The organism is Pseudomonas sp. PGPR40, assembly GCF_022014505.1.
GTDB lineage: Bacteria > Pseudomonadota > Gammaproteobacteria > Pseudomonadales > Pseudomonadaceae > Aquipseudomonas.
Genome location: NZ_JAKLSP010000037.1, coordinates 1 through 26,615, shown reverse-complemented (window position 1 = coordinate 26,615; position 26,615 = coordinate 1). Strand labels below are relative to the sequence as shown.

Annotated in this window: 22 protein-coding genes and 1 pseudogene; 13 read left to right on the top strand and 10 right to left on the bottom strand. The window is 60.0% G+C overall.

Features of this window, described 5'->3' with window-relative positions:
• Positions 1-72: 72 nt before the first annotated feature.
• From accC to gcbA, 6 genes and pseudogenes are all read right to left on the bottom strand, one after another.
• On the bottom strand, positions 73-1,431 hold the full coding sequence (gene accC / locus MEB48_RS25815; protein ID WP_237886619.1) for an acetyl-CoA carboxylase biotin carboxylase subunit: 1,359 nt from the start codon (positions 1,429-1,431) through the stop codon (positions 73-75).
• Between the two features lie 17 nt (positions 1,432-1,448).
• The gene (accB, locus tag MEB48_RS25810; RefSeq protein WP_095052957.1) at positions 1,449-1,913 is read right to left on the bottom strand and encodes an acetyl-CoA carboxylase biotin carboxyl carrier protein; all 465 of its coding nucleotides are present in this window, start codon (positions 1,911-1,913) and stop codon (positions 1,449-1,451) included.
• Positions 1,914-1,961: 48 nt separating this feature from the next.
• The gene (aroQ, locus tag MEB48_RS25805; RefSeq protein ID WP_237886618.1) at positions 1,962-2,414 is read right to left on the bottom strand and encodes a type II 3-dehydroquinate dehydratase; all 453 of its coding nucleotides are present in this window, start codon (positions 2,412-2,414) and stop codon (positions 1,962-1,964) included.
• Positions 2,415-2,546: 132 nt separating this feature from the next.
• Positions 2,547-4,286: a protein-disulfide reductase DsbD gene (locus tag MEB48_RS25800; RefSeq protein WP_237886617.1), complete on the bottom strand. Its 1,740-nt coding sequence runs from the start codon at positions 4,284-4,286 to the stop codon at positions 2,547-2,549.
• Between the two features lie 188 nt (positions 4,287-4,474).
• A pseudogene (locus MEB48_RS29490) lies at positions 4,475-4,981 on the bottom strand (methyl-accepting chemotaxis protein); the annotation flags it as partial.
• Positions 4,982-6,472: 1,491 nt separating this feature from the next.
• Complete coding sequence (gcbA, locus tag MEB48_RS25790) at positions 6,473-8,143, bottom strand: diguanylate cyclase GcbA (RefSeq protein ID WP_237886616.1); 1,671 nt, start codon at positions 8,141-8,143, stop codon at positions 6,473-6,475.
• 289 nt (positions 8,144-8,432) lie between these two features.
• Between gcbA and MEB48_RS25785 the strand changes: the two genes are divergently transcribed.
• The 6 genes from MEB48_RS25785 (at position 8,433) to MEB48_RS25760 (ending at position 15,204) form a co-directional block, all read left to right on the top strand.
• Positions 8,433-9,500, top strand: a complete 1,068-nt coding sequence (locus MEB48_RS25785; RefSeq protein WP_008069052.1) for a DUF2333 family protein — start codon at positions 8,433-8,435, stop codon at positions 9,498-9,500.
• A gap of 3 nt (positions 9,501-9,503) precedes the next feature.
• On the top strand, positions 9,504-10,073 hold the full coding sequence (locus tag MEB48_RS25780; RefSeq protein ID WP_237886615.1) for an NUDIX hydrolase: 570 nt from the start codon (positions 9,504-9,506) through the stop codon (positions 10,071-10,073).
• A 284-nt stretch (positions 10,074-10,357) separates the two neighbouring features.
• Positions 10,358-10,729 carry a translation initiation factor Sui1 gene (locus MEB48_RS25775; protein ID WP_095052966.1) on the top strand — a complete coding sequence of 124 codons (372 nt, stop codon included), beginning with the start codon at positions 10,358-10,360 and terminating at the stop codon, positions 10,727-10,729.
• A gap of 218 nt (positions 10,730-10,947) precedes the next feature.
• Positions 10,948-12,861 carry an arginine decarboxylase gene (speA, locus tag MEB48_RS25770; protein ID WP_237886614.1) on the top strand — a complete coding sequence of 638 codons (1,914 nt, stop codon included), beginning with the start codon at positions 10,948-10,950 and terminating at the stop codon, positions 12,859-12,861.
• A 232-nt stretch (positions 12,862-13,093) separates the two neighbouring features.
• The gene (locus MEB48_RS25765) at positions 13,094-14,410 is read left to right on the top strand and encodes a contractile injection system protein, VgrG/Pvc8 family (protein WP_237886613.1); all 1,317 of its coding nucleotides are present in this window, start codon (positions 13,094-13,096) and stop codon (positions 14,408-14,410) included.
• On the top strand, positions 14,407-15,204 hold the full coding sequence (locus MEB48_RS25760) for a DUF4123 domain-containing protein (RefSeq protein WP_237886612.1): 798 nt from the start codon (positions 14,407-14,409) through the stop codon (positions 15,202-15,204). The genes MEB48_RS25765 and MEB48_RS25760 overlap by 4 nt, the downstream gene beginning before the upstream one ends.
• A gap of 12 nt (positions 15,205-15,216) precedes the next feature.
• On the opposite strand, the gene MEB48_RS25755 is transcribed toward MEB48_RS25760, so the two are convergent.
• The gene (locus MEB48_RS25755; RefSeq protein WP_237886611.1) at positions 15,217-16,557 is read right to left on the bottom strand and encodes an MATE family efflux transporter; all 1,341 of its coding nucleotides are present in this window, start codon (positions 16,555-16,557) and stop codon (positions 15,217-15,219) included.
• A 176-nt stretch (positions 16,558-16,733) separates the two neighbouring features.
• Positions 16,734-17,027, bottom strand: a complete 294-nt coding sequence (locus tag MEB48_RS25750; RefSeq protein ID WP_237886610.1) for a hypothetical protein — start codon at positions 17,025-17,027, stop codon at positions 16,734-16,736.
• Between the two features lie 184 nt (positions 17,028-17,211).
• Here MEB48_RS25750 and MEB48_RS25745 point away from each other — a divergent pair, with 184 nt between their 5' ends.
• From MEB48_RS25745 to MEB48_RS25725, 5 genes are all read left to right on the top strand, one after another.
• A complete protein-coding gene (locus tag MEB48_RS25745; RefSeq protein WP_095052972.1) occupies positions 17,212-17,514 on the top strand; it encodes a MazG-like family protein in 303 nt (100 codons plus the stop codon).
• Positions 17,514-18,263 (top strand): methyltransferase domain-containing protein, encoded by a 750-nt coding sequence (locus MEB48_RS25740; RefSeq protein ID WP_030128232.1) that lies wholly within the window; start codon positions 17,514-17,516, stop codon positions 18,261-18,263. Before MEB48_RS25745 ends, MEB48_RS25740 begins: the two co-directional genes overlap by 1 nt.
• 12 nt (positions 18,264-18,275) lie before the next feature.
• Positions 18,276-18,902: a DUF4136 domain-containing protein gene (locus MEB48_RS25735; protein WP_237886609.1), complete on the top strand. Its 627-nt coding sequence runs from the start codon at positions 18,276-18,278 to the stop codon at positions 18,900-18,902.
• 53 nt (positions 18,903-18,955) lie between these two features.
• Positions 18,956-19,513 carry a DUF4136 domain-containing protein gene (locus tag MEB48_RS25730; RefSeq protein ID WP_237886608.1) on the top strand — a complete coding sequence of 186 codons (558 nt, stop codon included), beginning with the start codon at positions 18,956-18,958 and terminating at the stop codon, positions 19,511-19,513.
• A 292-nt stretch (positions 19,514-19,805) separates the two neighbouring features.
• Positions 19,806-21,788, top strand: a complete 1,983-nt coding sequence (locus MEB48_RS25725; RefSeq protein ID WP_237886607.1) for a pilus assembly protein TadG-related protein — start codon at positions 19,806-19,808, stop codon at positions 21,786-21,788.
• Here the strand turns inward: MEB48_RS25725 and MEB48_RS25720 are convergent.
• A complete protein-coding gene (locus MEB48_RS25720) occupies positions 21,758-24,526 on the bottom strand; it encodes an ATP-binding protein (protein WP_237886606.1) in 2,769 nt (922 codons plus the stop codon). The two genes, MEB48_RS25725 and MEB48_RS25720, sit on opposite strands and share 31 nt — an antisense overlap.
• On the bottom strand, positions 24,523-24,963 hold the full coding sequence (locus MEB48_RS25715) for a TadE/TadG family type IV pilus assembly protein (RefSeq protein ID WP_237886605.1): 441 nt from the start codon (positions 24,961-24,963) through the stop codon (positions 24,523-24,525). The genes MEB48_RS25720 and MEB48_RS25715 overlap by 4 nt, the downstream gene beginning before the upstream one ends.
• A 76-nt stretch (positions 24,964-25,039) precedes the next feature.
• On the opposite strand from MEB48_RS25715, the gene MEB48_RS25710 reads away from it, so the two are divergent.
• On the top strand, positions 25,040-25,510 hold the full coding sequence (locus MEB48_RS25710; RefSeq protein ID WP_237886604.1) for a prepilin peptidase: 471 nt from the start codon (positions 25,040-25,042) through the stop codon (positions 25,508-25,510).
• 124 nt (positions 25,511-25,634) lie between these two features.
• A complete protein-coding gene (locus tag MEB48_RS25705) occupies positions 25,635-26,423 on the top strand; it encodes a response regulator transcription factor (RefSeq protein WP_237886603.1) in 789 nt (262 codons plus the stop codon).
• Positions 26,424-26,615: the final 192 nt, after the last annotated feature.

Here is a 26,615-nt window from a genome sequence, read left to right as displayed (position 1 = left end):
CCCACGGGGATGGATGAAACCTTCAGAAACAACAAAGCCGCCAGAAGGCGGCTTTGTTGATCGGGCTAAAGCTTAATGCTTTTCGCCAGCCAGCTTGTGCTCGAGGTAGTGAATGTTCACACCACCTTTGCAGAAGCCTTCATCACGGACCAGATCGCGGTGCAGCGGGATGTTGGTCTTGATCCCGTCGACTACGATTTCGTCCAGTGCATTGCGCATGCGCGCCATGGCTTCGTCACGGGTTGCGCCGTAGGTGATCAGCTTGCCGATCAACGAATCGTAGTTCGGCGGAACGGCATAACCACTGTACAGGTGCGAATCGACGCGAACGCCGTTGCCGCCTGGCGCGTGGAAATGCTTGACCGTGCCTGGGCTCGGCATGAACGTTTTCGGGTCTTCGGCGTTGATCCGGCATTCCAACGCGTGACCGCGGATGACCACGTCATTCTGGGTGAACGACAGTTTGTTGCCGGCGGCGATGCTGAGCATCTCCTTGACGATATCGATGCCGGTGACCATTTCCGATACCGGGTGCTCTACCTGGACACGAGTGTTCATCTCGATGAAGTAGAAATGGCCATTCTCGTAAAGGAACTCGAAGGTGCCGGCGCCACGGTAGCCGATGTCGATGCAAGCCCTGACGCAGCGGGCGAGGACTTCCTCGCGCGCGTTCTCGTCGATGCCCGGTGCCGGCGCTTCTTCGAGAACCTTCTGGTGACGACGTTGCAGCGAGCAATCGCGGTCGCCCAGATGGATCGCGTGGCCCTGACCGTCGGAAAGTACCTGAACTTCCACGTGACGTGGGTTGGTCAGGAATTTTTCCAGATAGACCATCGGGTTGCCGAACGCTGCGCCTGCTTCGGAGCGGGTCAATTTCGCCGAGGAAATCAGGTCTTCTTCCTTGTGCACGACGCGCATGCCGCGACCACCACCACCGCCAGCGGCTTTGATGATCACCGGATAACCCACTTCGCGACCGATACGCAGCGCGGTTTCTTCGTCTTCAGGCAGTGGGCCGTCGGAACCCGGAACGGTTGGAACGCCCGCGGCGATCATGGCGTGCTTGGCCGATACCTTGTCACCCATCAGGCGAATGGTCTCGGCTTTCGGGCCAATGAACGCGAAGCCCGAGTTCTCGACCTGTTCGGCAAAGTCAGCGTTTTCCGCAAGGAAACCGTAGCCTGGGTGAATGGCGGTAGCGCCGGTCACTTCGGCGGCGGCGATGATGGCCGGAATGTGCAGGTAAGAGTGCGCGGCCGAGGCCGGACCGATGCAGACGGATTCATCTGCCAGGCCCAGGTGCATCAGCTCTTTGTCGGCCTTGGAGTAAACGGCGACAGTCTTGATGCCCATCTCTTTGCAAGCGCGCAGAATCCGCAGGGCGATCTCACCGCGGTTGGCGATCAGAACTTTTTCCAACTTCGCAGTCATCAAAGGCTCTCCACGATTCAAACGATGGTGAACAGCGGTTGGTCGTACTCAACCGGCTGGCCGTCTTCGACGAGGATGGATTCGATCACACCGCTGAAATCGGCTTCGATGTGGTTCATCATCTTCATGGCTTCGACGATGCACAGGGTATCGCCTTTCTTCACGGTCTGGCCGACTTCAACGAAGGACGGCGAGCTTGGCGAAGATTTGCGATAGAAAGTGCCGACCATCGGCGAACGGGAAACGTTGCCGTTCAGCGTCGGCGCAGCCGGAGCTGCAGGGGCGGCAGCAGCGGCAACCGGAGCTGCAGCAACAGGCGCCGGCGCCGGCGCATGCATCGGAGCCGGAGCGTAGTACTGCTGAGCCGGCGTCTTGCTGTGACGGCTGATGCGTACGGACTCTTCGCCTTCCTTGATCTCGAGCTCGTCGATACCGGACTCTTCCAGCAATTCGATCAGTTTCTTAACTTTACGGATATCCATGAATCATCAACTCCCAAGGGTCGGTCAGGGGCGTTTAACGCTTGTTGTTCAAGCCGTTGCCTGTCTTTCAAGCTGCTCTAGTGCGGCCTCCAGGGCCAGTCGATAACCGCTGGCGCCAAGGCCGCAGATCACTCCCACCGCTACGTCGGAGAAGTAAGAGTGATGGCGGAAAGGTTCGCGTTTATGCACGTTAGACAAATGCACTTCGATGAATGGGATGCTCACTGCCAGCAGCGCGTCACGTAAAGCGACACTTGTATGCGTAAAAGCTGCTGGATTGATCAGAATGAAGTCCACACCTTCGTCGCGAGCGGCGTGGATGCGGTCGATCAATTCGTATTCGGCGTTGCTTTGCAGGTAAAGCAAATGGTGGCCGGCATTGCGCGCCCGCTGTTCCAGGTCCTGGTTGATCTGCGTCAGGGTGGTTGCACCGTAGACGCCCGGTTCCCGGGTGCCGAGCAGGTTCAGGTTGGGGCCGTGTAAAACCAATAGGGTCGCCATCTGCTGCTCCTTTGTGATCTGTGTGCAATTGTCAGAACCCCGCGACTATGCCGCAAAGCCTTTGTGACTGTCCAGTTCTATGCAATAGCCAGCACGATGGCCGATGTTTGCGCGAAATATGTGACCGGGTGATTAAATCCGGTCATTTACTTGTGCAACACGTTCGGCGAAGTTTTTCGCACTGATCTCGCCGATCACTCGCACATCGGTACGTTCGACGCCATCCTTGCCGAAAAACATCAGCGCCGGCGGGCCGAACAGCTTGTAGCGGTCGAGCAAGGCACGTTGTTCGGCGTTGCTGGCGGTGATGTCGAAACGGATCAATCGATAACCTTTGAGGCGTTCGACGACCTTGGCATCGTTGAGGACTTCGTGTTCGATGACTTTGCAACTGATGCACCAGTCGGCGTACCAGTCGAGCAGCAGTGGCGTGCCCGAGGATTTGGCTTCGGCGAGTACGCGGTCCAGTTCGGCTGGAGTGGTGATGGTTTGCCAGTTGCCGACGATTTGCGGTTGACCGTTGCCCACGACGATACGCGGTTGGCCAATGGGGTTGAGCGGATCGGTCTGGCCGCTGAACGCGCCGTACCAACAGGCCAGGGCATAAAACAGCAGGAGCATCCCGAGCAATTGCCCCAGACGTTTTCTCGGCGGTTTATAGACGAACTCCAACGCGCCCATAAACAACCCGACCCCACCGGCGAGCAAGCCAATCAACAGCAAGGTGATCTGGCCTGGCAATACCCGGCTGAGCAAAGCGATCGCCAGCCCCAGTAGCAGCACACCAATGGCGTTTTTCACGTAGATCAGCCACGGACCGCTTTTCGGCAGCCAGGCCGCGCCGCCGGTCGCCACCAGTAACAGCGGCGCACCCATGCCCAGGCCGAGCATGAACAATTTCAATCCGCCGCCCAGAGCATCGCCGCTGGCGCTGATATATAGCAGCGCGCCGGCCAGTGGTGCCGAGACACACGGTGAAACCAGCAGGCTCGACACCACGCCCAGCACCGCCGCGCCCCACAGCGAGCCGCCTTCGGTACGCCCGGCAATCCGGTCCAGGCGGCTGCTGATGGCGTAGGGCAGTTTCAGTTCGAAGACGCCAAACATGGCCAGGGCAAATACTGCGAAAAACATCGCGAACGGCACCAGCACCCAGACCGACTGCAAGCGCGCCTGAAGATTCAGCTGCGCGCCGAACATTCCCATCAAGGCACCGAGCAGGGCGAAACAGAGGGCCATCGGCAGCACATAAGCCAGCGACAGATTGAAGCCGCGTAAACCACCGACCTGCCCACGCAGGACCACTCCGGAAAGGATCGGCAGCATCGGCAGTACGCAGGGAGTGAAGGTAAGGCCAACCCCTGCGAGGAAAAATAGCGCCAGTTCGCGCCAGCTCCAGGCGGCAGTCGCGGCACCGCTGCCATCAATACTCAGGCGCTCGGTCTCGGGTGGATAGCACAGGCCTTTGTCGGCGCAGCCCTGATAGGTCACGGCCAGGGTAAAGGCGCGCGAGTCGGTGCGCGGCAGTTCTATATCGAGAATCCCGTGGTACACCTCGACGTCGCCGAAGTACTCATCGTGCTTTTGTTCGCCCTTGGGCAGTTGCGCTGCGCCGAGGCCAACGTCAGCCGGTTCGGTCCGAAACTGGAAGCGATGGCGATAGAGGTAATAACCCTCGGTAGCGACGAAATGCAGCTTGATCGATTGCGGCGTGCTTTCTACCAGGCTCAATTGAAAGGCTTCGCGCACCGGCAAAAAATCGGCGCTGTTGTTGATCGAGCCCAGAGTGGAACTGGGCCGACTGTCCAGCAACCCGGCGGCGGAAGCCGGCAGGGCGAGCACAAAAAACAGCAGGCAGAGCAAACGGCGCATGACAATCTCGCGTATCGAAAGTGTGGGCATGATAGCGGACGTCGGAGGGGTATGCAGGAGGCATGATCGTTCCCACGCTCTGCGTGGGAATGCAGCCCGGGACGCTCTGCGTCCCAACAGCGGACGCAGAGCGTCCATTGAGGCATTCCCACGCAGAGCGTGGGAACGATCATTGGGAAGAGAAACTGTCAGACGCGGAAGGCTTGAACGGCGGTATGAAGTCTTCCACCCAACACCAACAAATTCTCCCCTTGCTCCCGTCCCTCGCCGATGCGCAGCAAGTTATCCCCACCCAATTGGTGAATCCGTTCACTGTGATCGCGAATTTCGCTGACCGCGCCGCTCTGTTGGGCAGTGACATCGGCGATGCGCACGGCGGTGTCGGAAATGGTCTGGATCGCCCCGACGATTTTATCCAGAGCGCCATCGGCCGCCTGAGCCTGATTGGCCGTAGCTTCGGCGTGTTCAACCTGAGCACGCATGCCTTCGACCGATTGCCGGGCGGCGGTTTGCAGGCCGGCAATCAACGTCTGAATCTCTGCTGTCGCTCCGGCAGTGCGTTGCGCCAGTGAGCGAACCTCTTCAGCCACTACCGCAAACCCTCGGCCCATTTCTCCGGCGCGGGCCGCTTCAATGGCGGCGTTCAGGGCCAGCAGGTTGGTCTGGTCGGCAATCGAGCGGATCACCGTCAGTACGCCGCCGATGGTCGCCGACTCTTCGGCCAGATGTTCGATCATCTGTGCATTGCCTTGCACTTCACCCACCAGCGCATGCAGCCCGGTGAGGCTCAGGCCGATCACTTTCTGACCGTGTTCCACCGCCAGTCCTGCATGACGACTGGCATCGGCGGCCTGGCTGGCGTCACCGGCGACTTGTTGAATCGTCGCTTCGAGTTCACCGAGAGAATCGCGGATCAACGCGGTGTCGCCGGCCTGATGCTCGGCGCCACTGTGCAGGTCATTGCTCAATTCGGCCAGCGTTCGGCTGCTGCCGGCGACTTGTTCGGCGTTGAGGCGAATGGTGCCGACCAGGTCGACCAGATAGGCGCGCAAGCGATTGAGCGAGGCTTGAATGTCATGCAGTTCGCGGTTGGTCGCGCCCAGTTGAATGTCGCGGCTGAAGTCACCTTCGGCCCAAGTCGAAAGCGCCGGGGCGAGATTGGTCAGGGTTCGGGCCAGGCGTCGCTGCAAGGTATCGATGAGCAATGCGATCAACAGGATCAGCCCGATCATCACCCCTTGCATCAGCCGCACTTCGTTCTGGATTTGCCCGTGCTGGGCGCGCACCACCGGTTCCAGCCCGGCAATCGCCTGCTGCACGGCGGTGATTTTCAGGTGCGTCGCGGCGCTGAGGTCGACGCGTTTCTGGATTTGTTCGCGAGTGCGCGCCAGTTCCGAAGGGTAGCGGGTGAGCAGGCTATTGAGTTCGCGCTTGAGGCCGATGCCGGCATCTTCGGCGACGGCTTTTTCAGTGTTCTCCAAACCCATCATCGCTGCGAAATCATCGGTGTTCGATTCGGTACTGGCGGTCACGCCAAGCAGCGGTAAAGCGTCCAGTTGCTCGGCTGGAGTGCGGATGTTGGCGACTTCGCGTTCGACATCGGCGGCCAGTTCACTGCGACCGCTGCTGACCAGTTTGCCCCGAGCCAGAGACAGCTTGCCCAAGTGTTGGGACGCAGTGAGCAAAGGCGTCAGGTACGCCGCATTACCGCTGGCGTATTGGCTGAGCTGGTCGAGGCTGGCGCCGAGTTCGCGTTCGGCTTGCAGCAACAATGCTTGCGGGTCACCGGCGAGTTTGCCGGCAGCCAACAGGTCGGTTTTGCTGAATTCATTCAGATTCGTCAGGCTCGGGCGCAAGGTGTCGGCCAATGCCGGTGGCAACTCACTCAGTTCCTTTTGCAAGGCGTCGATAGACTGGCTGGCGCTGCTCAGGCGCAGGGCATCGCCGCTGGCCAGGTAATCCTCGACGTTGCGCGCCACTTCATTTTGAAATTGCTGAGACAGTCCCAGATAACGCTCCATCAATAGATAGGGGCGCTCCAGAGCTTTTTGCGACCACCAGAGCGTGGCGCCAAGGGCCACGCACACGGCGACCAAAAGGAGGGTATTGAGATTGGTCAACAGCTTCAGACGCATCATGGTCTACCAACGGCAGAATGGTAAGTGCCTGAAGTTATTGCGTTTCTATTACAGAGTTATGACCGAATGGGTCGATTCCGATGAAAAAGTGGCACTTTGCTTTGACTCCCGCGCGGCGTGTACGCGGTTACGTCCGGCGTTCTTCGCACGGTACAGCGCCTCGTCCGCCTGGCTGGCCATCAGCAGGCTGTCGGAGTCTTCGCGCAGTTCGACGACGCCGGCACTGAAGGTGCACCAAAGGTCCTGGGGCTGAGCCGGGTAGTGAATTTCGGCAAAGCGCTGACGGATTTCATCGAGCACCTTGTAGGCCGACTCGATATCAGTGTCCGGCATGACGATGGCGAACTCTTCGCCGCCGTAACGGCCGATGAAATCGGTCTTGCGCAACCGTTGTTTGAGAAACAGCGCCAGGCTCTTGATCACGCGGTCACCCATGGGATGGCCGTGGCTGTCGTTGACCCGTTTGAAGTGGTCAATATCGAGCATCGCAAAGCTCAGCGGTTTATTTTCGCGACGGGCGCGGAATGAACAGTCTTCGAGCAATTGCAGAATGTGGGTGTGGTTATACAAACCGGTCAGGCTGTCACGCACCATCCGCGCCTTCAGATTGCGCGCCCGCGCCGCTCGGTTGCGTACGGTGGTGATCAGGTGTCGCGACCTGATCGGCTTGGTCAGGAAGTCGTCGCCGCCCTCGCTCATGGCGTCGAGCTGCTTGTCCAGATCGTCTTCGGCTGACAGATAAATGATCGGCACGCTGACATAGCGGTCGTTGTGCCGGATCACCTTGGCCAGTTCAGTGCCGGTGCAGGCCGGCATGTACATGTCGAGGATGATCAGGTCCGGCTGGAAGTCCGCCAGTTCGGCCATGGCCTGGATCGGCTCGATCAAGGTCCGTGTGATGATCCCGGCGCTGTTGAGCAGGCGTTCGGTATGCAAAGCCTGGGCGCGGGAGTCGTCAATGATCAGCACTTTATAAGGTTCGTACTGAGCGACACAGGTCAGTACTTCAATCTTTTCCAGCAGGCTCGACGCTTCGAGGGTGCCGGTGAGAAATTCCTGGCCGCCGGCGCGCACAGCGGCGAGACGGGTCGGGGTATCGGTTTCGTGCAGGCTGAAAAACAACAGCGGCAAGGGCTGATCGAGGCCTTCCTGGGCTTCGGCCGCCAGTTTCAGGCCGATGCCGGCGCCACTGAAGTCGACGTCCATGACAATCGCCGCCGGCAAGCGCTCGACCATCGCGGCGTGGAACGCGGCGACACTGTCGAGGGATTGAGCGCTGAGCCCGAAGAATTCAAGTTGTTTGGCCAGCCGCTCGGCCCGGTCATGATCCTGCAGCATCACGTAGATCGGCTTGCGCAGCGGCGGCAGAAAGGTTTGCTCGAGCTGATCACCATGACGCAGGCCGGTGCGGGACAGACGCTGCATCAGGCGATTGAGGTCGGTGATCAGTCCGCTGCTCAAGCGTCCGCGATTGGCGTCGACCGCTTCCAGCGACTGGCCGATGTGGCGCGCCAGTTGGCTGTGTTCCGGTTGTTCGAAACGTTCGGCAAAGCGCAGCAGACGCAGATTGGCCTCACTCAGCTCCGACAAGTCGGTGGTGGACCATTCGTTGCGTTGCAGGCGTTGCCATATCTCAAGAATCTGACGTGCCTGATGAATTACCCGCTGGGCAAAGTGGTGCTTGAGGCGCTCACGGCTGGGGTCTTCTGGCTCGGTCATATCCTGACTACTAGTTAGGGTGCATGCTGAGATCGACTGGTGGCTCTATGCTAGCACCTCTTTTCGATCGCATGAGTGTCGTATGTCAATAATCTGCAAAGCGACTTCATTCAGTTTCTGACCGACTGGGCTCATAGGCTCAACGCTGTGCTTCATTTATAGTGGCGACTCGATTGCAGTCATTGTGTGGCTCGCTGTGACGCGCAGGATTTAATGCGCGGCAAATGACGCACGATGGCGTAGGGTTGTGGTCGAACCGATGAACTCAAGTGATTGAAAGGATATCGCCATGCTGGACTGGAAGAACCGCACAGGCAGCGCGCCTGAGCGTGCCGCTGAACCAAAATCGGCCACCCGCAGTTATCTTGGCGGCCTGTTGTTCAGCCGGGCGTTGGCTACGCTGATCGTTCTTTACCTGCTGGTAGCGATCGCGCTGGGCTGGTACTGGAGCCAGGAACCGGCGCTGTTCCCGGTTCAGCAGAATGCCCAGGTGGCGGCCGAGAAAGAAGGCAAGCAGATGGTTGTCGGGTACACCACGGTGGAAACCCTCAAGACCGTCGCCGGTACTTTGCTGACCAAACCGGGCGGCTATATTTCCAACGACCGTTTCCCGCCAGGCCTATGGATGGACAACATGCCGAGCTGGGAATATGGCGTGCTGGTCCAGGTCCGGGACCTGAGCCGTGCGCTGCGTAAAGACTTCGCCCGTTCCCAGTCACAATCGGCCGAAGACGCCGACCTGGCCAAGGCCGAGCCGCGTTTCAACTTCGACAACAAAAGCTGGGTGCTGCCATCCAGTGAATCCGAGTACCTGGAAGGCATCAACTCCCTGAGCCGCTATCAGGCACGTCTGTCGGGGCCTGACCAGAAAAGCGCACTGTTCTATGCCCGCGCCGACAACCTGAACAACTGGCTGGGTGATGTGGGAACCCGTTTGGGTTCGCTGTCGCAACGGCTGTCGGCCAGTGTCGGCCGGGTCAAGCTCAACACCGCATTGAAAACCGAAGTCCCGGCGCTTGGTCAGGTGCCGCAGGTTGACGAAGAAGTCGTCGAAACCCCCTGGCTGCAGATCGATAACGTGTTCTACGAAGCCCGCGGTCAGGCCTGGGCCTTGTCCCACTTGCTGCGCGCCATCGAAGTCGACTTCGCCGATGTGCTGGCGAAGAAAAACGCCACGGTCAGCGTGCGCCAGATCATACGTGAGCTGGAGGCTTCGCAAGAGCCGGTCTGGAGCCCGATGATCCTCAACGGCAGCGGCTTCGGTGTGCTGGCCAACCACTCGCTGGTCATGGCCAACTACATCTCCCGGGCCAACGCCGCGGTGATCGATTTGCGTCAATTGCTCAATCAGGGTTGAGTCATGGCTGATAGTTCCATCGATAGCCTGCGTGAGGCCGCCCACCGCGCGGCCTCGGATGCCGAACAGATCGCCTGGGTTGACGAGCAGGACAACCTGCTCGGCGCTCTGGTCCGCTCCGACCTGCGCGAACGCGAGCTTATCGGGCGCGGCACCTACATCATGCTGTTCAATTCTGCCGGTGAGCTGTGCGTACACCGGCGCACCCTGAGCAAAGCAATATACCCCGGTTACTGGGATGTGGCGGCCGGCGGCATGGTGCTGGCCACCGAGACTTACGCCGAGTCGGCGGCCCGTGAGCTGGAAGAAGAGCTGGGCGTGAGCGGTGTGGAACTGACTGCCCATGATCACTTTTTCTTCGAGGACACCGGCAACCGACTCTGGTGTTCGGCGTTTTCGGCGGTGTGGGACGGCCCGTTGATCCTGCAGCCGGAAGAAGTGCTTGAAGCGCGCTTCATTCCGATCGATCAGGTTCTGCTGGAAATCACGCAGAAGCCTTATTGCCCGGACTCTCTGGCCGCCTTGCAGCGCTATCTTCGTGCCCAAGGGAGTAACGTCGCAAAAGAGCTATAAATTGGCGCCGATTGGCTCTTAGCAATTGGCCTTTTTGCCGTTACACTGCGCGACCTTTTTCAAACTGAACCGGTAATGCTTCTCCTGTAGGAGCGAGCTTGCTCGCGAAGAGCGCAAGGACGACGCGTACATTCTGAATGCACGCGTTATCGTTGAAGTCCATCGCTGGCAAGCCAGCTCCTACAGGGTTGTACCGTTTCAGTAGCGCTGCCCCTGCCTGAGTGGGGCTTCGCGGTCGATGGCCCCTGCCACGACCAGTCTTTGTCCTCCCAAGAGGATTGCCGGTGGCCAAAAAAGCCGCATCCTTCGCCGCCCTTGGTGGCTTGGTATTTTCCACCGACGCAGGTCGTCATTGCCCGGATTGCAGTCAACCGGTGGATGCCTGCATCTGCAAACAAACCGTTATCCCGGCTGGCGATGGCATCGCTCGCGTGCGTCGCGAAAGCAAGGGCCGTGGCGGCAAAACGGTGACCACCATCACCGGCGTGCCGTTGGCCGAAGACGCGCTCAAGGAACTGGCCACCACGTTGAAAAAACGTTGCGGGACCGGTGGGGCGTTGAAGGACGGAATCATCGAAATCCAGGGCGATCATGTCGAGCTACTCTTGGCCGAGCTGATCAAACACGGTTTCAAGGCGAAGAAATCCGGCGGCTAGCAGCCTCTGTGAAAACCACCCGCGGCTTGATCCAGTCCCGATTCCTTCTGGTCTGGCGTCGTCTCCATGGTTTTCACAGAGCCTGTTCATGACCGGTTTCTAAACTCACTGCGGTCAGCGAGGTCTACCCCCTCGTTGACGAATCGTCATTTTCATTCTTTAGACTGCGCCGGCCTGAACCCAGGCGACGCTCTATGACTTCTTTATAGGGGACTTCGATGTCCGTACGACGCACACGCAAAGACGATGGCAGCCAATGGACAGTTGCGGACAGCCGCAGTGTTTACGGGATTCGCCATTGGGGGGCCGGGTATTTCGCGATCAATGACGCCGGTCGCGTCGAAGTTCGTCCGAACGGCCCGACCAGTTCGCCTATCGACCTCTTCGAGCAAGTCGACCAACTGCGCAAAAGCGGTTTGTCCTTGCCGTTGCTGGTGCGTTTTCCTGACATTCTGCAAGACCGCGTACGTCAGCTGACTGGCGCGTTCGACGCCAACATCGAGCGTCTGGAATACCAGAGCAAGTACACCGCGCTGTACCCGATCAAAGTTAACCAGCAGGAAGCGGTGATCGAAAACATCATTGCCACCCAAAACGTATCGATCGGTCTGGAAGCCGGCTCCAAGCCGGAACTGCTGGCGGTGCTGGCGCTGGCGCCGAAGGGCGGCACCATCGTTTGCAATGGTTACAAGGACCGCGAGTTCATCCGTCTGGCGCTGATGGGCCAGAAACTGGGCCACAACGTATTCATCGTGATCGAGAAAGAATCCGAAGTCGGCCTGGTGATCGAAGAAGCGGCGTCACTCAAGGTCAAGCCGCAGGTCGGCCTGCGCGTGCGTCTGTCGTCCCTGGCGTCAAGCAAGTGGGCGGACACCGGTGGCGAGAAATCCAAGTTCGGCCTGTCGGCGGCGCAACTGCTGTCGGTAGTCGAGCGTTTCCGCGCGGCTGGCCTGGATCAGGGCATTCGCCTGTTGCACTTCCACATGGGTTCGCAGATCGCCAACCTCGCGGACTACCAGCACGGCTTCAAGGAAGCGATTCGTTACTACGGCGAGCTGCGCAACCTTGGTCTGCCGGTGGATCACATCGACGTCGGCGGTGGTCTGGGCGTGGACTACGATGGCACTCACTCGCGTAACGCCAGTTCGATCAACTACGACATGGACGATTACGCCGGTGTCGTGGTCGGGATGCTCAAGGAATTCTGCGACGCGCAGAGCCTGCCGCACCCGAACATCTTCTCTGAAAGTGGCCGCTCCCTGACCGCTCACCACGCCATGCTGGTGGTGCAGGTGACCGACGTCGAGAAACACAACGACGACGTGCCGAAGATCGATGACAAGGAAGAGCTGCCGGAAACCGTGCAGTGGCTGGTTGACCTGCTAGGCCCGACCGACATCGAAATGGTCACCGAGACCTACTGGCGCGCCACGCACTACATGAGCGATGTGGCCACTCAATACGCCGATGGCAAGCTGACCCTGGCGCAAAAAGCCCTGGCCGAGCAATGCTACTTCGCGGTCTGCCGCCGCCTGCATAACTCGTTGAAGGCCCGTCAGCGTTCCCACCGTCAGGTGCTCGACGAACTCAATGACAAGCTGGCCGACAAGTACATCTGCAACTTCTCGGTATTCCAGAGCCTGCCGGACACCTGGGCCATCGGCCAGGTCCTGCCGATCCTGCCGCTGCACCGTCTCGACGAAGAGCCGCTGCGCCGTGCGGTGCTGCAAGACCTGACCTGCGACTCCGACGGCAAGATCAAGCAGTACGTCGATGAGCAGAGCATCGAAACCAGCCTGCCGGTACACGGTTTGAACGAAGGTGAAGACTATCTGCTGGGGATTTTCCTCGTCGGTGCCTACCAGGAAATTCTCGGCGACATGCACAACCTGTTCGGTGACACCGACTCGGTGAACATCTACCAGAACGCCGACGGCAGCGTGTACCACGCCGGTATCGAAACCCACGACACCATCGAAGACATGTTGCGTTACGTACACTTGTCGCCGGAAGAGCTGATGACCCACTACCGCGACAAGTGCGCCAGCGCCCGCATCAGCGCCGCCGAGCGCACCCAGTTCCTCGATGCCTTGCGTCTGGGCCTGACCCGTTCGTCTTACCTGTCTTCTTGAGGTAAGGTTCCATTCTCATCGGGTTGTCTGAAAATTCTCCATACGTTGGGGAAATTTCAGATGACCTGGTGCGACACTTCTCTCTTTTCAAGCGAAATGACCCACAGTCCGGTCTATCCAGCGATGTGGTCTTCTTTTCGCGTAGGTCATTTCCTAAGTTGTACTTCAGCACTCTACTCGGCCATGTCTCTCAGCGAGAATCCCCGGCCGCCCCTCCTGTAGAGAATCGCCGATGTTCGATCCAGCCAACGAGCCATCATTTCGTCTGGATATAGCGGGTCTTCCCGACCCCTTTGAGGTCTTGGCCTTTACCGGTAGCGAAGCCATCAGCGAGCCTTTTGTGTTCGACGTGGATCTGCTGAACAGTGACCCGACGCTGGACCTCGCAAGCCTGCTGTACCGCTCGGCCTTTTTGCACTTCGGGCCTGAGGGGCAGGGTATTCACGGGCAGTTGCTTGGCCTCGTTCAGCTCGGCCATGGCGGTGAGCCCAGGCTCTGTCGTGTCCGTCTGGGGCCCAGGCTGGCGTGTCTGGCCCAGCGCTTCAATCAACGAATCTTCAGCCATCGTTCGGTGCCGGAGATTCTCGCTCAGGTGCTCAAGGAGCACGGTATTGCTGGCCAGGATCGGCGCTTCGACCTGAGTGGCGATTACCCGCCCCGTGATTTCTGCACGCAGTACCGGGAATCGGACCTGCAATTTCTCCAGCGTATGTGCGCCCAGGAGCGGCTTCATTACTCCTTCGAACACTGCGCACGCGGACACTGTCTGGTATTCGGTGATGGCCAGTTTCGTCGTGGCGAAGAAGGTCACTTCGAGGGGGAGGGCGAGCGGCCAGGCGTGCATCAGTTCAAGCTTCACGGTTGCGGACAGATCGCCGAAGGCCAGACGACTCTGGCGACGTTGCGCAGTGGTCAACTGATGCCGCTGTCCGGCCATCCGAGTGTGGACTGGAATCGTCTCTGGCTACTGACCCATGTCGAGCATCAGGGAGGGCAGGAACCGGGGCTTCCTTATAGCAACCAACTGCGCGCCGTTGTGCAGGAAATGCCTTTCGTGGCGGTTGATTCGGTCGTGAAGCCCAGGATGCACAGCCTGCAGCGGGCGTGGGTGGTCGAGGTCGATGAGTCTCAACCGGATCTGTCCAGACCGGTAGCGGTGCAGTTTGACTGGCTTTATCAGGGTGAGGGCGCAGCGCCCAGCCACTGCTGGTTGCCGTTGGCTCCCGAGCTGGAGGGCGCTGGGATCCTGCCGTTGAGTGAAGGGGCGCAGGTGCTGGTGAGCTTTATCGAAGGCGATCCGGATCAACCCTTGATCAGCGGATTTCTTCCCGGCGCAGCGTCGAGCGCAGAGCCAGTCATGCCCGACCTGCAACCCTCCTTGACGACCGATGTCAGCCCGGCGATCGAGGGCTTGCAGGGCTTGCTGCAAGCCTGCGAACCCTTGGTGCTCCTGTGCCTGCTGCCCGGTGGCGGCAGTTTCAGTCATTGCGCGCAGTCCTTTTGCACCTGCCGGGCGGCGATGCAGCTTGGCCAGAGCGGTGCGGCATGATCGCCGTTCAGGCGACCGACTCGGCCCCGCAATGGCTGTTGCTCGATGTGCCAGGCATGCCTCAGGCCGGTGCGAGTTTACGGCAACAGTTTGCTCATGCCCGATGGTTCCGCCTGTTCGAAGGCACTGAGTTTCACCCGTTGCGTGAACTCGGACCGGTGCTGGCCGACCTTCGCGAATGCCCGGCACTGGCCGAACAGTGCCAAAGTGCACCCCATGCCTGGAGCGGGTTACTGCTGGTCAGTGAAGCATCGCCATCGCAGCTACTGGAGCATTTGCGACGCATGCTTGCGGTCACTTTGGATCTGCACCACCGGGCTTTGTTGAGTTACTACAATCCACACACGGCAAGTTATTTTTTCGATGCCTGCGATGCTCAGGAGCTGAGTCGCTGGCTTGGTCCGATCGATCAGTTGCGCTGGTTCGGCGGCACCTGGGCCGACCGGGCCATTGGCTGTCAGGGCTGGCAGCAGTTGTTGAATCCGCGGCTTGCCGTCCGGCCGTTGGCCATCGAAGAAAACCTTACCCCGCGTCAACGAGATTCCTTGCAAACCTGCCTGCTGGAACAACACGCCTGGCGCTGGAGCCAATCCACCGGCACCGACTACTACACATTGTGGGCTTACCTGCAGGAAGGGCTGGCGCTGGGTTTCAGCGAACGTCCGGTGCTCGATGGCTGGTTATGGTTGCGCTTGCAACACCCCAACGCAGTGCCTGGGCAGCCGTTGTCGGGAGCCACCCAGCAGGAGCGTCTCGATAGCCTGCGTAATCTATGGCAGGACGATCAGCCCTGAAGCTGACCCTCGTCATCCGTTGAGCCAACTGTCGTGCTTGCGCAAGTACCAGGCGAACGCGCCAAGGATCAGACTGCGCAGCAACATGAACAACAGGAAGGTTATCCACAGTCCATGGTTGCCCAAGCCTTGCAGCCCCCAGGCGAAGGGCAGCAGCAGGATCACCGTCAGCAGCATGCCGTTGCGCATTTCCCGGGCGCGGGTGGCGCCGATGAACAGACCATCGAGCAGGTAACTCCAGACGGCAATCAGCGGCAGCACCGCGAGGTAAGGCAGGTAAAGGAAGGCGGTGTCGCGCACGCTCTGGATGTCGGTCTGCATCTCGATGAACAGGTGCCCGGCGAACAGAAACAGCAAGGCAAATCCCACACTCGCCAGCAATGACCAACCGCACGCCACCACCAATGAGCGGCGCAGGGCCTCTCGGTCGCGAGCACCGATGGCGTGTCCGCACAGGGCTTCTACGGCGTGAGCCAGACCGTCCAGAGCGTGGGCGGTCAGCAGCAGACCGTTAAGCAGCAATGCGTTGGCGGCGACCGTGGCATCACCCAGCCGTGCGCCCTGCACGGTGATCAGGAAAAACACCGACTGCAACGCCAGGCTGCGGATGAAAATGTCGCGATTGACCGCCAGCAATGGGCGCCAGCTCTGCCACAACGCCAGCGCGGCCCAGGCGATATGGCCGGGATAAGCGCGCAGAGCCTTGCGGGTCATGAACAGGCCGACCAGTGCGCCGGTCCACTCGGCGATCACCGAGGCCCGCGCCGCGCCGACCACGCCCCACTCCAGACCGAGCACGAACCAGAGGTTCAGCGCGATGTTGATCAAGTTGGTGCTCAGCAGAATCGCCAGCGGCGCCCGAGCGTTCTGAGTGCCGAGGAACCAGCCCACCAGTGCGTAGCTGGCCAGCGCCGCCGGCAACCCGAACAGCCGCGTGTGGAAGAACTCGCGGGTGAGCTGATCCAGCTCCGCCGACGGTTGCATGAAGTGCAACGCGACCCCGCTCAACGGCACGCCCAATGCACCCAACAGAATGGCCAGGCCCATGGCCAACAACAGACCCTGGAGCAAAATCTGCCGCAACGCTGCGCCATCCTCGCGCCCGGCAGCCTGGGCGGCGAATCCGGTGGAACCCATGCGCAGAAAACCCATGGCCCAGGCGAGAAAGGTATACAGACTGGCGCCCACTGCGACAGCGCCGAGTTGATGAGCATGGGGCAGGTGGCCGACGACGGTACTGTCGACCAGCGCTACCAGCGGTACGGAAATGTTCGAGAGAATCATCGGGGCGGCGAGCGCCCAGACTCGACGATGGGTCGGACGGTCGCGCCAGTCGGCAATCAGGTTGGACATGCAGGCTCCTTGGGGGCGCCTGCATTGTAGCGGCAGTTTGTTTTGCATGATCGTTCCCATGCTCTGCGTGGGAATGACTCCTGTGACGCTCTGCGTCACGCCGTCAGGGACGCGGAGCGCCCCGGGCTGCATTCCCACGCAGAGCGTGGGAACGATCAGGGCGGGAGGGATTGGGGTTAGTGAACGATCCAGCTCAGCAACCACAACCCCAGCAGCAACCAGATAATCCCCATGATGATCGACGCGTTCATGAAGGCGCGGATCGCTGCCCACAGCAGCATCAGCCCGATGATCAACGTGATGATGCTGACGATCGAAGTGTCCATGCCCAGTGCCTGGGCCAACCCTTCGACAAAATTGCTGCCGGCGTTGCTCAACAGGTTGAACAGGCCACTGAGGGCATCGATGATGAACCGGATGGCCGAACCGATTACCTGGCCGAGCCATTCGAAAAAGCTTTCTACCTGCATGTGTACGTCCTGATGGAGTAGTGGCGTGGTTGCCGGATCAGAAGCCTTGGGCTATTGATCGTGCTGGCGAGTTCCCGTGGGAAGGCTGCGATTTTTTCGAGTATGACGCAAGTGCGCAGGCACAACGCTGCCACTTGCCTTCACCCGCCATCCCCCTGAAGCTATACGCCTTCAGGAGAGCCCGATGAACCTTGTTGAACTGACCGAACGCCTGCACGCCATTCGTGACCGCAATGACTGGCGGCAATTTCACAGCCCGAAAAACCTGGCCATGGCCGCGAGTGTGGAAATGTCCGAGCTGGTGGAAATTTTCCAGTGGCTGAGCGAAGACCAGTCGCGCCAGTTACCGGCGGACAAGCTCGCCCATGCCGGGCAGGAAATCGGCGACATCGTGCTGTATCTACTACTGCTATGCAGCGAGTTGGGGTTGGACATGAATGAAGTGGTGCGCAGCAAACTCGCAGACAGCGAACGGCGGTTCAGCTGATGAGCGACCGTCATTTCGATCAACTGGCGACTCGCTTCGCCGAAAAAATCTACGGTGGCGCCAAAGGTGCGATCCGGCTCGCGGTGCTGCAAGCCGATCTGGCCGAAACCCTGCCGGACCGCCCGTTGCGCGTACTGGACATTGGCGCCGGCCTGGGCCACATGTCGTTGTGGCTGGCCGAGCGAGGTCATCAGGTGACCCTCGCCGAGCCCGCCGAGCCGATGCTCGAAGGCGCCCGTCAGCGCTTCGCCGAAGCGGGGCAGACGGCGACGTTCATTCAGGCGCCGTGGCAGGACCTGCTCGGTCAGCTCACCGAACCTTACGACCTGGTGTTGTGCCACGCCGTGCTGGAATGGCTGGCTGAACCCCATGCGATTTTGCCGGTGCTGCATCAGTTGACGAAGCCGGATGGCTGGTTGTCCCTGGCGTTCTACAACCGCGATGCGTTGATCTACCGCAACCTGCTCAAGGGTCATTTCCGCAAGATGCGCAAGAACGACATGGCCGGCGAGAAGCAGAGCCTGACCCCGCAGCAGCCGCTGGATCCACGGGAACTGGCGGCGCAACTTGAGAGCATGTGGCAGGTCGAAACCCAGAGTGGGGTGCGGGTTTTTTACGACTACATGCCGGTGGAGTTCCAGGCCCGCGTCGAACTGCCGGACTTGCTGGAAATGGAACTGGCTCACCGCCGTCACCCAAGCTTCGCCGGGCTTGGGCGCTATTTGCACTGGATCTGTCGGCCGATCTGACCGGAGCGCGCAATGAAAAGTCGTTCAGGGTTACTGGTGATCTGTCTCGGGTTGGCAGCCTGTCAGGGCAGCAACCCTTATATCGCGACGTCCAATCCCCTGCCACCGGCACCGCCCCAGGCCGCCACCACCTTCGACCGCAGCGCCTACCCGGCGCCGCCACGGGATTACGGGCGCTATCGCAGCTGGGCCTGGCTCAACGGGCGTCTGCCACCGGGCACTGCCTGGGCCGATTCGGCGCAGGTGGCCGAAGCGGTCAGCAATGCCCTCGATCAACGCGGCTTGCGCCCGCTGCACGACAACCGCCCGGCGGACCTGTGGGTCAGTGCCGATTTGCGCCTGGAAACCCGCTTGCGTCAGGTTCAGGACGACTATGGTTACGGTGGCAGTTACTACGGCGGTGGTTATGGCGGTTACAACCGCTACGGCAGTGGTTACGGGATGTACAACACCGTGCCGGTCATCCGTACTTATCAGGTACAAGTCGTGGTGGTGCAGGTCGATCTGTTCGACGCCAGCACTGGCCAGCCGGTATGGAGTGCCAGTGCCGAAACCAGCAATCAGGGCAACCAGAGCGAGCGTGCCGATGCCATTCGCGAAGCTGTCGAAAAGGCCATGTCGGCGTATCCTCCCAGTTAGCTTCTTTTACCGGAAGCCTCCCGCAGGTGCATGTCTTCTATCGGAGAAAAATCATGTCCCGCCGTCTCGTTTTACTGACCATGACCGCGCTGCTCACTGCTTGCGCCGCCAACCAGGTCAATCATGACTTCGATGCCAGCCGCGACTTTGCCGCCTACCGTAGCTGGAGCTGGAAGGAGCCCGCGGTGCAATACCGTCCCGATGACCCACGGATCAAGAGTGATCTGACCGAACAACGTATCCGCCAATCCGTTGCCGATCAGCTGGATCAGCGTGGTTTGCGTCCGGCCGCTGCCGGTGCCAGCTCGGATCTGAAAGTGCAGGCCTACCTGATCGTCGAAGATCGCCAGCAACAGGTGAGCACTAACTATGGCGGCGGTTATGGTGGCCCATGGTACGGCTACTGGGGCGGGCCGATGTACACCGAAACCCGCAACATCAGCTACAAGGTGGCGACCATCCAGGTCGACCTGCTCGATGGCAAGGACGGCAAACTGGTGTGGCGCGGCAGTGACGAGCAGACGCTCAGTCGCACACCAAACCCGCAGGATCGTAGCAACAAAATCCACGAGACGGTCGGGCGGATATTGGCTAACTATCCACCGCGCTAAACGCTGAGCGATCCAACACCACTGCCCCCTGTAGGAGCGAGCGATGCGGCGATCCGACTTGCCCGCGAAGAACGATAACGCGTAATGCCTGAAAAACCGCGGTATTTTCTTCGCGGGCAAGCCTCGCTCCTACAGGATCTTCGTCGTCACACAAGCCCAAAATAAGTCCATTCCCACATTGGGTTTTTGTTGTCTTGGATGGCATGTTGCCAGCAATCTGGCGAGCCCTTGTCTACACTGCTTCTCACCAATGGAGGTAACCCTCGGTAGTGCGCCGGCAAAGGAGTGCGCCATGTCTCCCTGCTTGCAGTTTCATAGCCCGGTCCGGCAACGGGGAGCGATCGGTTTGATGGCCGTGGTGACCTTGGGCATGGCCTTGGTGTTCCTGCTGATCGTGGTCGACAGCGGCCGCCTGTATCTGGAAAAACGCAGCTTGCAACGAGTGGCGGATATGGCCGCGCTGGAAGCGGCCACGCGCAACGGTGATTGCGCCGTGGGTGCCACCGCTACCGCCTATGCCACCGCCAGCGCAAACCGCAACAATTTTACCCTTCCTGATCCCTCGCGCAGCCTGACCGTGGCCTGTGGCACCTTGACCCTGGACGCCAACAATCTTCGGGTTTTTACCGCAAATCCGAGCAGCAGCGAAGCCATTCGGGTGATCGCCAGCCATTCGATCCCGCAGAGTTTCGCCGGTGGCATTGGCGCCCTGTTCGGCGGCGCTCCAGCCGGGGCGACCCTCAACCTGACCGCGACCGCCGTCGCGACGTTGCCGCCACCGCTGGCCTCGTTGACCATCCGCAGTACGGTGTTGACGATCGATACCAGCAAGTCGACCACCCTCAATGCACTGTTCGGCGGGTTGCTGGGCGGCAATCTGAATCTCTCCGTGGCGGGCTGGCAGGGGTTGATGAACACCAATATCAGCCTGCTCGGTTACCTCGATCGACTGAAGGTAGACCTCGGCCTCAACGCCGCCGGGTATGACCAGGTATTGGACACTTCGGTGGCCGTCAGTCAGCTGATCCAGACCGCCGTCAATGTGCTGGACCCCGGCGGCGCACTCGGCGCGACGGCGACCATCGTCGGGCTGCAAGCACTCAAAGTTGCCGCGGGCTCGACGACCGTAGTGCTGGGCAACGTGTTGCACGTCGAGAACGGCAGCAACCTGTCGGCGTTGGCGACTAACGTGAGCGTGTTCAACCTGATCGAAGGCATCGTGCAACTGGCCAACAAGAAAAACGGTCTGGTGGCGACAGTGCCGATCAATCTGGCGGGGCTGGCACAAATCACCGCTCGGGTGCAGGTACTGGAACCGCCGCAACTCTCCGCGATCGGCAATCCGAAGAACGCTGCGCTGGATCCGCTGGGACCCAATCGGATCTACGTGAGGACCGCGCAGGTGCGCACCTTGCTGTCGATCGACTTGCCGGCACTCGACGCCATTGTGGCGCTGGTCAATGCGGTGACCGATCTCGCAGGGCCGCTGACCAACACCCTCAACGCATTGCTCAATCTCAACCTGGTGGCGGTGCTCGATTCATTGACCTGTGCCCTCGGGGCGGTTTGCCAGACTCCTGACATCAAATTGTTGCCGGGGCCAATACGGCTCGACGTGGCGCTGGACGTCGCCAGCGCCAGCAGTTACGTCACGGCCTACAGCTGCGTCAGCAACACCAATAAAACCCTGACCACCAACACCAGCACATCGCTGGTGAACCTGAAAATCGGCCGGATCGATTCGGCCAGCATGTTCGGCAGCAACACCACGCCGCCGACGGTCACGGTGCAGCCGTTGAAGGTGATCGATATCGGGATCAAAATCTGTCGCCGGCTTCTGTTTTTGCCCATTACCTGCGATCCGCGTGTGCCCGGCGTCGGTGGTGGCATCGATATCGTTGCCGACACCAGCGTGGCGGCGAACGCCAACATGTCCCACGTCTACTCCGCCCCACCCGCCACCAGCCTGCCGGACATCAACCAGCCACCGTTCTACTACTCGTTCACCACCAGCAGTATTGTCAGCAGCCTGCTCAACACCCCGCTTAACATTCATGTGGACATGTATGGCCCGTCGGGCAGTCTCGTCAGCGGTCTGGGGACGATCCTGAGCAGCGTCACCACCTTGCTGATCAGCGCGATCAACAGCGTGCTCAGCCCATTGCTCGACAGCTTGATCAACACCTTGCTGTTAAGCCTCGGGATCGACTTGAACAAGGTCGACGTCGGCGCCAACCTCAGCTGTCACTCGGGACGCGCGACGCTGGTGATCTGATCGCCCGCGACAATCGGCAACTCGATACAAAACCGCGCGCCCTCGGTCGAGTTTCTGACACTCAACTGACCGCCCATGTTTGCGACGATGCCGTAACTCACCGACAACCCGAGGCCGGTGCCGACGCCCACCGGTTTGGTGGTGAAGAACGGTTCGAAAATCCGTTCCAGCAGCCGTGGATCGATACCGCCGCCGTTGTCCTCGACCCACAGTCGCACCGAGTATTCATCACGTTCGGCGTACACCGAAATCCACGGTTTGAACGCCCGGTCGGCCTCGCGTTTGCTCAGCAGCGCATCCCGTGCATTGACCATCAGATTGATCAGCACTTGTTCCAGTTGATCGACGTAACCGCGCACCTGCACCTCAAAACCGGTCTCGCTGACCCGCAGCTCGACCCCTTTGCCGCGCATGCCTTCGGACAGCAGCGACAGCGTGCCTTCAATGGCTTGAGTCGGATTGAACGGGTGCTGCTCGATCTCCGAACGCCGACCGAATACCCGCATGTGATCCACCACTCGCGCGGCACGCTGGACTTGCGCGTCGATGCGGTTGAGCTTGTCTGTCAGGTAATCGATTTGCGCCTCGCCATTGCTCAGGCGCTTGAGCACATTGACGATGGCCATGCGCATCACGTTCAGCGGTTGGTTGATTTCATGGGCCAGCCCGGTGGCCATTTCGCCGAGGGTGGCCATTTTCGCGCTTTGGGTGAGCTGCTGCTGGGCGCGCCGGACCTCGGTGTTGTCACGGCCCACGGCTTGAATCTCCAGCAAGCGCCCCTGCGCGTCGAACACCCCGCGATCTGACCAGACCCACCAGGCGTGTTCCCGACCCGGCAGTTGCAGGTTGATTTCCGCGGTGCTGACCGGGAACTCCGGGCTCAGGTGACTGAGCCGCTGGAGGAATGCTTCGCGCTGCTCCGGTGACATCCAGTTGCCCAGGTTCACCCCCGGTAATTGTTCGGGCTGACTTTCCAGGTAGGTTGCCAGTGGACGGTTGCCGAAGGTCAGCGTCAGGTCTGGAAGGTAGCGGCAGATCATCGCCGGGGAATCTTCCACCAGGATCCGATAGCGCTCTTCACTCTGTTTTACTTGCTCGGCGGCCAGGGTCGCTTCGGTGACATCCAGCCACAGCCCCACAGCTTCCACCGGCAGCCCGAGATCGTCGCGCAGCAATTTGGCTTCGTCGAGCAGCCAGTGGTAATCGCCATGACTGTCGCGCAGCCGATAACGGGCACGCACTGAACCTTCGCGCAGCAGTTGCCGAGTGCGCTCGAAATAGCCGTCGCGGTCCTCGGGATGTACCCATTCCACCAGCGTGCCGGCGGCACAATCGGCGAGTGACCAACCGAGTAGCGGCAACAGGCTGTCGCTGAAAAAAGTCGGTTGCAACGCACCTTCGACATAGCGCTGCACGTAGATCACCGCCGGAGAACTCGCGATCAGGTTGTCCAGCCGGGCATGGGCGGCCGCGGCGTTCTGCTCCTGATTTTTGATGTCACTGATGTCGAGCATGAAGCCTACCAACCGCCGGTTTCTGCCGATGCCCAAGGCCTGACCTTGCAGTCGATACCAGATCGGCGTTTGTGCCGCGTCGGGACGATGCAGGCGCACGCACAGCAGCAACGGCGCGCCTTCGTCCTGCAAGGTTTGCAGGCGAATCGTCAGCTCTTCACGGTCGGCGGGGTGGATCTGTTCGAGCCAGTCGTGCAGCGGTAAACGAGCGCTCGCAAGGTTTAGCGTATTGGCGAGCGACGGCGCCAATTGCACCTCGGCCAGGTCGCTGAAAATCTCCCACCAGCCGGTGCCGAGCAAGGCTTGCAGAGACTCCAGCCGCTCCAGTTGCAGATGGTGCTGATGCTCGCGCAAGCGCTCAAGCAGCGGCCCGGCCAGGGCGGCGGCGAGTTGCAACCAGTCGCGCTCGCTCAGGTCGGGGGCACGCTGTTGCACAGAATAGAAACCACAGAGTAACCAGGCGACCACGCCTTGGGCATTGTGGTAAGGCACCGCGAACCCTTCGGCATTGCCGAAGATGCTTTGCAGGCGCGGATGTTCACTGGGGGCCAGTTTCTGGGGGGTGGAGCCATTCAAACTGTCGAGGCCTGTGCCCAGGCGTTGATTGATGTCCCACAACTGGGGTGCATCGAAGGCCGCGTAATGCTGGTGGATCAGCCAACCCTCTGCCTGTTCGTCGAGCAAGGCCATGGCGATGCACGGAATCTGAAAACGCTGGGCCAAGCCTTGCAGTTGCTCCGCCAACACCTCGGGCAGGCGCGTCAGGCTGCACAGGCGCAACTGTTCGCTGACCTGCGCCGCAAGCAACTGGCATTGTTCACGGCTGCGCGCTTGTCGGCGTTCGAGCAACAAGTCGCCGATGTCGATCAACTGCAACAACCAGTTTTCGCCCAACGGCTGCACCCAGCCACGCAGATGCAGCGGTTGTTCGCCGAGGCTGAAAAAATCCAGGTCCAGACTCTGCCCTTGCCACTCGGCAGGCGCGCCTTCGACCGACAGGCCGCTATGGGGCATGAGGTAATCGAGCAGATGCGGTGTCTGTGCGCCGGGCATTTGTTGCGCCAGCAGATGCCGCAGTGGGCCGGTCTGTTGAATCACTCGGCCCTCGTCATTCAGATGCAATTGCAAACCGACACGTTGCACGCTCGCAGTGTCCGCACTGTTCGAGGGTTGTGGCGGTTGGCGGTTGAGCAAGCGCCCGAAGAGCTTATCCCCGGAACTCAAAATTGCAGGCTCGATCGGGCGGTAAGGGTCGCCGGCAGATTGGGCACCGAGCCGATCCCCGGCAGCACCAGGAACGGCAGGACCTGATTCAGTTTACTGGTGGGGTAGTTGATGGTGACCGTCAGCACGCCACCGGTGTAGGTGGCGCTGGCGTCGGTGGCCACATTGAAGTTCAGCGCGGCAGGAATCCAGGCCAACTGCCGGGTCAATTCGGTGGTCGCTATGTTTCTGACGGCGGTGTCGTAATTGGCGGTGCTCGGGTCCAGCGCCACACTGCGGCGCACCGCTTCGGCCGTGGATTGATTGAACGATTGCATCAGCAACAGCGGCAGGCTGTAACTGACCAGCCCATAAAACACGGCGAAAAAGATGATGAACACCAAAGCGAACTCAATCGCCACGGCACCTTTTTGTTTGCGGGGGAGGCCTGTTTTCATGAGTGCGTCTACCCTGACCATCACGACGTAGTATCAGCATAGAATCATTCAACAAAAACGGACGTTTTTTAACCGGATGCAGAGCTTTATCCTACTTGTCTGGCTGACGCTTTGCGCAGCACAGGATGTCCGAGAGCGGCACATCGCCAATGGCCTGACCCTTGGTGCAGGTGTGTTGGCGCTGATCTATCTGTGGTGGACAGGTACCACATGGTTGGGGGCCGAGGCGGTGCAGGGCGGGTGGGCTTTTTTGTTGGCACTGGCCTTCACCTTGCCCGGTTATGCCTTGAGACGTCTGGGGGCGGGCGACGTGAAACTGATGGCAACACTAGGCCTTGCGACGGACGGTATGCACCTGCTCGGCGGTTTTATCGGCGCCGGGTTGGCCAGTGCATTCTGGCTGCTGTTGGCGCCAAGACTCTGGCTGTATATGGGGCAGGGGCTTAGGGATCGCCTTCGCTACCTGGGGCCTGGAACGTCAAAAAAGCAGCCATTTGCACCGTTCGTACTGGTGGGCATGTTGCTCACTCTGGTCTGGATGCATTAGTCGCCGGGCGCCATTCGTTCTATGTACATAGTTGGAAAGTGCGTCTACTTTCAAAACAGTTGTTGTACAGCCTATGGGTAGTGGGTACAGGAACGGTCAAGCCATACTTGGCATGGAGTGACACGTGAACAAGCTTATCTCGGCAATAAAAGTCCTTGTGGTCGATGACGAGCCATTGATTGTCGAAGAGCTTTGCGAGTTCATCGAGCGCAATGGTTATCGCTGTGTTCCTTCTCGGTCTGGCAAACAGGCGACCGAGCGTTTCAATGAATATGAGGATATCGGCCTGGTGCTTTGTGATTTGCAGATGCCTGACATGGATGGCATTGAGCTCATCCAGGCGCTGCAACGGTTATCCGGCAAGCACCGGGCATTCGAGGCGATCATGCTCACCGGGCGCGCAGACAAGCAGGATGTGATCAAGGCCTTGCGCGCCGGGTTCGCCGACTACTATCAGAAACCAATTGATCTGGCTGAGTTGCTCGAAGGTTTGCAGCGCCAGGAAGTGGTCTTGCAGGAGCGGCAGAAAAACCTGCAGTTGGGGCATTTGAGTCAGAAGCTGCAGTACCTGTGTGAATCGATCGATGAGCTTTATCAGGATCTGGACAAGGTTCGTCGGGGACCGTCCTCGGCGTCTTTGTCTGATTCGGCTGATGGTGCATTCAGTGAGGTTGAGCGGGTGGAAATGCCGGCGGTTTTCAATCAGCTGTCACCGCGGCAGTTGGAAGTGGCGCGGTTGGTGGGCAAGGGGCAGACCAACTATCAGATTGCCTGTGAGTTGGGGATTACCGAGAACACGGTCAAGCTTTATGTGTCGCAGGTGTTGCGGTTGACGCATATGCATAATCGCACGCAGGTGGCGTTGGCGTTGTCGCCTGGTAATGCGGGTGTGCGGCGGCTTACTGCGCACTGAATTTTTTGAAGGCTTTTGATCTCGGCGGCCTTATAGCCGACCAATCTTTCTCTGATCTACACCGTTCAACTAATGAAATGGCTACCCCCGTCCCCCTGCGATTGCCCACTAAGCTTTCGCAGGGGGCCTATCGGAGACCGTTGCCATGAAAGTAGCTATTGCCGCCATCGACCTGGGAAAACACACCTTTCA

Coding starts and splice junctions, on each gene's coding strand:
- accC (WP_237886619.1), bottom strand. CDS start 1,431: ATGACTGCGAAGTTGGAAAAAGTTCTGATCGCCAACCGCGGTGAGATC.
- accB (WP_095052957.1), bottom strand. CDS start 1,913: ATGGATATCCGTAAAGTTAAGAAACTGATCGAATTGCTGGAAGAGTCC.
- aroQ (WP_237886618.1), bottom strand. CDS start 2,414: ATGGCGACCCTATTGGTTTTACACGGCCCCAACCTGAACCTGCTCGGC.
- MEB48_RS25800 (WP_237886617.1), bottom strand. CDS start 4,286: ATGCGCCGTTTGCTCTGCCTGCTGTTTTTTGTGCTCGCCCTGCCGGCT.
- gcbA (WP_237886616.1), bottom strand. CDS start 8,143: ATGACCGAGCCAGAAGACCCCAGCCGTGAGCGCCTCAAGCACCACTTT.
- MEB48_RS25785 (WP_008069052.1), top strand. CDS start 8,433: ATGCTGGACTGGAAGAACCGCACAGGCAGCGCGCCTGAGCGTGCCGCT.
- MEB48_RS25780 (WP_237886615.1), top strand. CDS start 9,504: ATGGCTGATAGTTCCATCGATAGCCTGCGTGAGGCCGCCCACCGCGCG.
- speA (WP_237886614.1), top strand. CDS start 10,948: ATGTCCGTACGACGCACACGCAAAGACGATGGCAGCCAATGGACAGTT.
- MEB48_RS25765 (WP_237886613.1), top strand. CDS start 13,094: ATGTTCGATCCAGCCAACGAGCCATCATTTCGTCTGGATATAGCGGGT.
- MEB48_RS25760 (WP_237886612.1), top strand. CDS start 14,407: ATGATCGCCGTTCAGGCGACCGACTCGGCCCCGCAATGGCTGTTGCTC.
- MEB48_RS25755 (WP_237886611.1), bottom strand. CDS start 16,557: ATGTCCAACCTGATTGCCGACTGGCGCGACCGTCCGACCCATCGTCGA.
- MEB48_RS25750 (WP_237886610.1), bottom strand. CDS start 17,027: ATGCAGGTAGAAAGCTTTTTCGAATGGCTCGGCCAGGTAATCGGTTCG.
- MEB48_RS25745 (WP_095052972.1), top strand. CDS start 17,212: ATGAACCTTGTTGAACTGACCGAACGCCTGCACGCCATTCGTGACCGC.
- MEB48_RS25740 (WP_030128232.1), top strand. CDS start 17,514: ATGAGCGACCGTCATTTCGATCAACTGGCGACTCGCTTCGCCGAAAAA.
- MEB48_RS25735 (WP_237886609.1), top strand. CDS start 18,276: ATGAAAAGTCGTTCAGGGTTACTGGTGATCTGTCTCGGGTTGGCAGCC.
- MEB48_RS25730 (WP_237886608.1), top strand. CDS start 18,956: ATGTCCCGCCGTCTCGTTTTACTGACCATGACCGCGCTGCTCACTGCT.
- MEB48_RS25725 (WP_237886607.1), top strand. CDS start 19,806: ATGTCTCCCTGCTTGCAGTTTCATAGCCCGGTCCGGCAACGGGGAGCG.
- MEB48_RS25715 (WP_237886605.1), bottom strand. CDS start 24,963: ATGAAAACAGGCCTCCCCCGCAAACAAAAAGGTGCCGTGGCGATTGAG.
- MEB48_RS25710 (WP_237886604.1), top strand. CDS start 25,040: ATGCAGAGCTTTATCCTACTTGTCTGGCTGACGCTTTGCGCAGCACAG.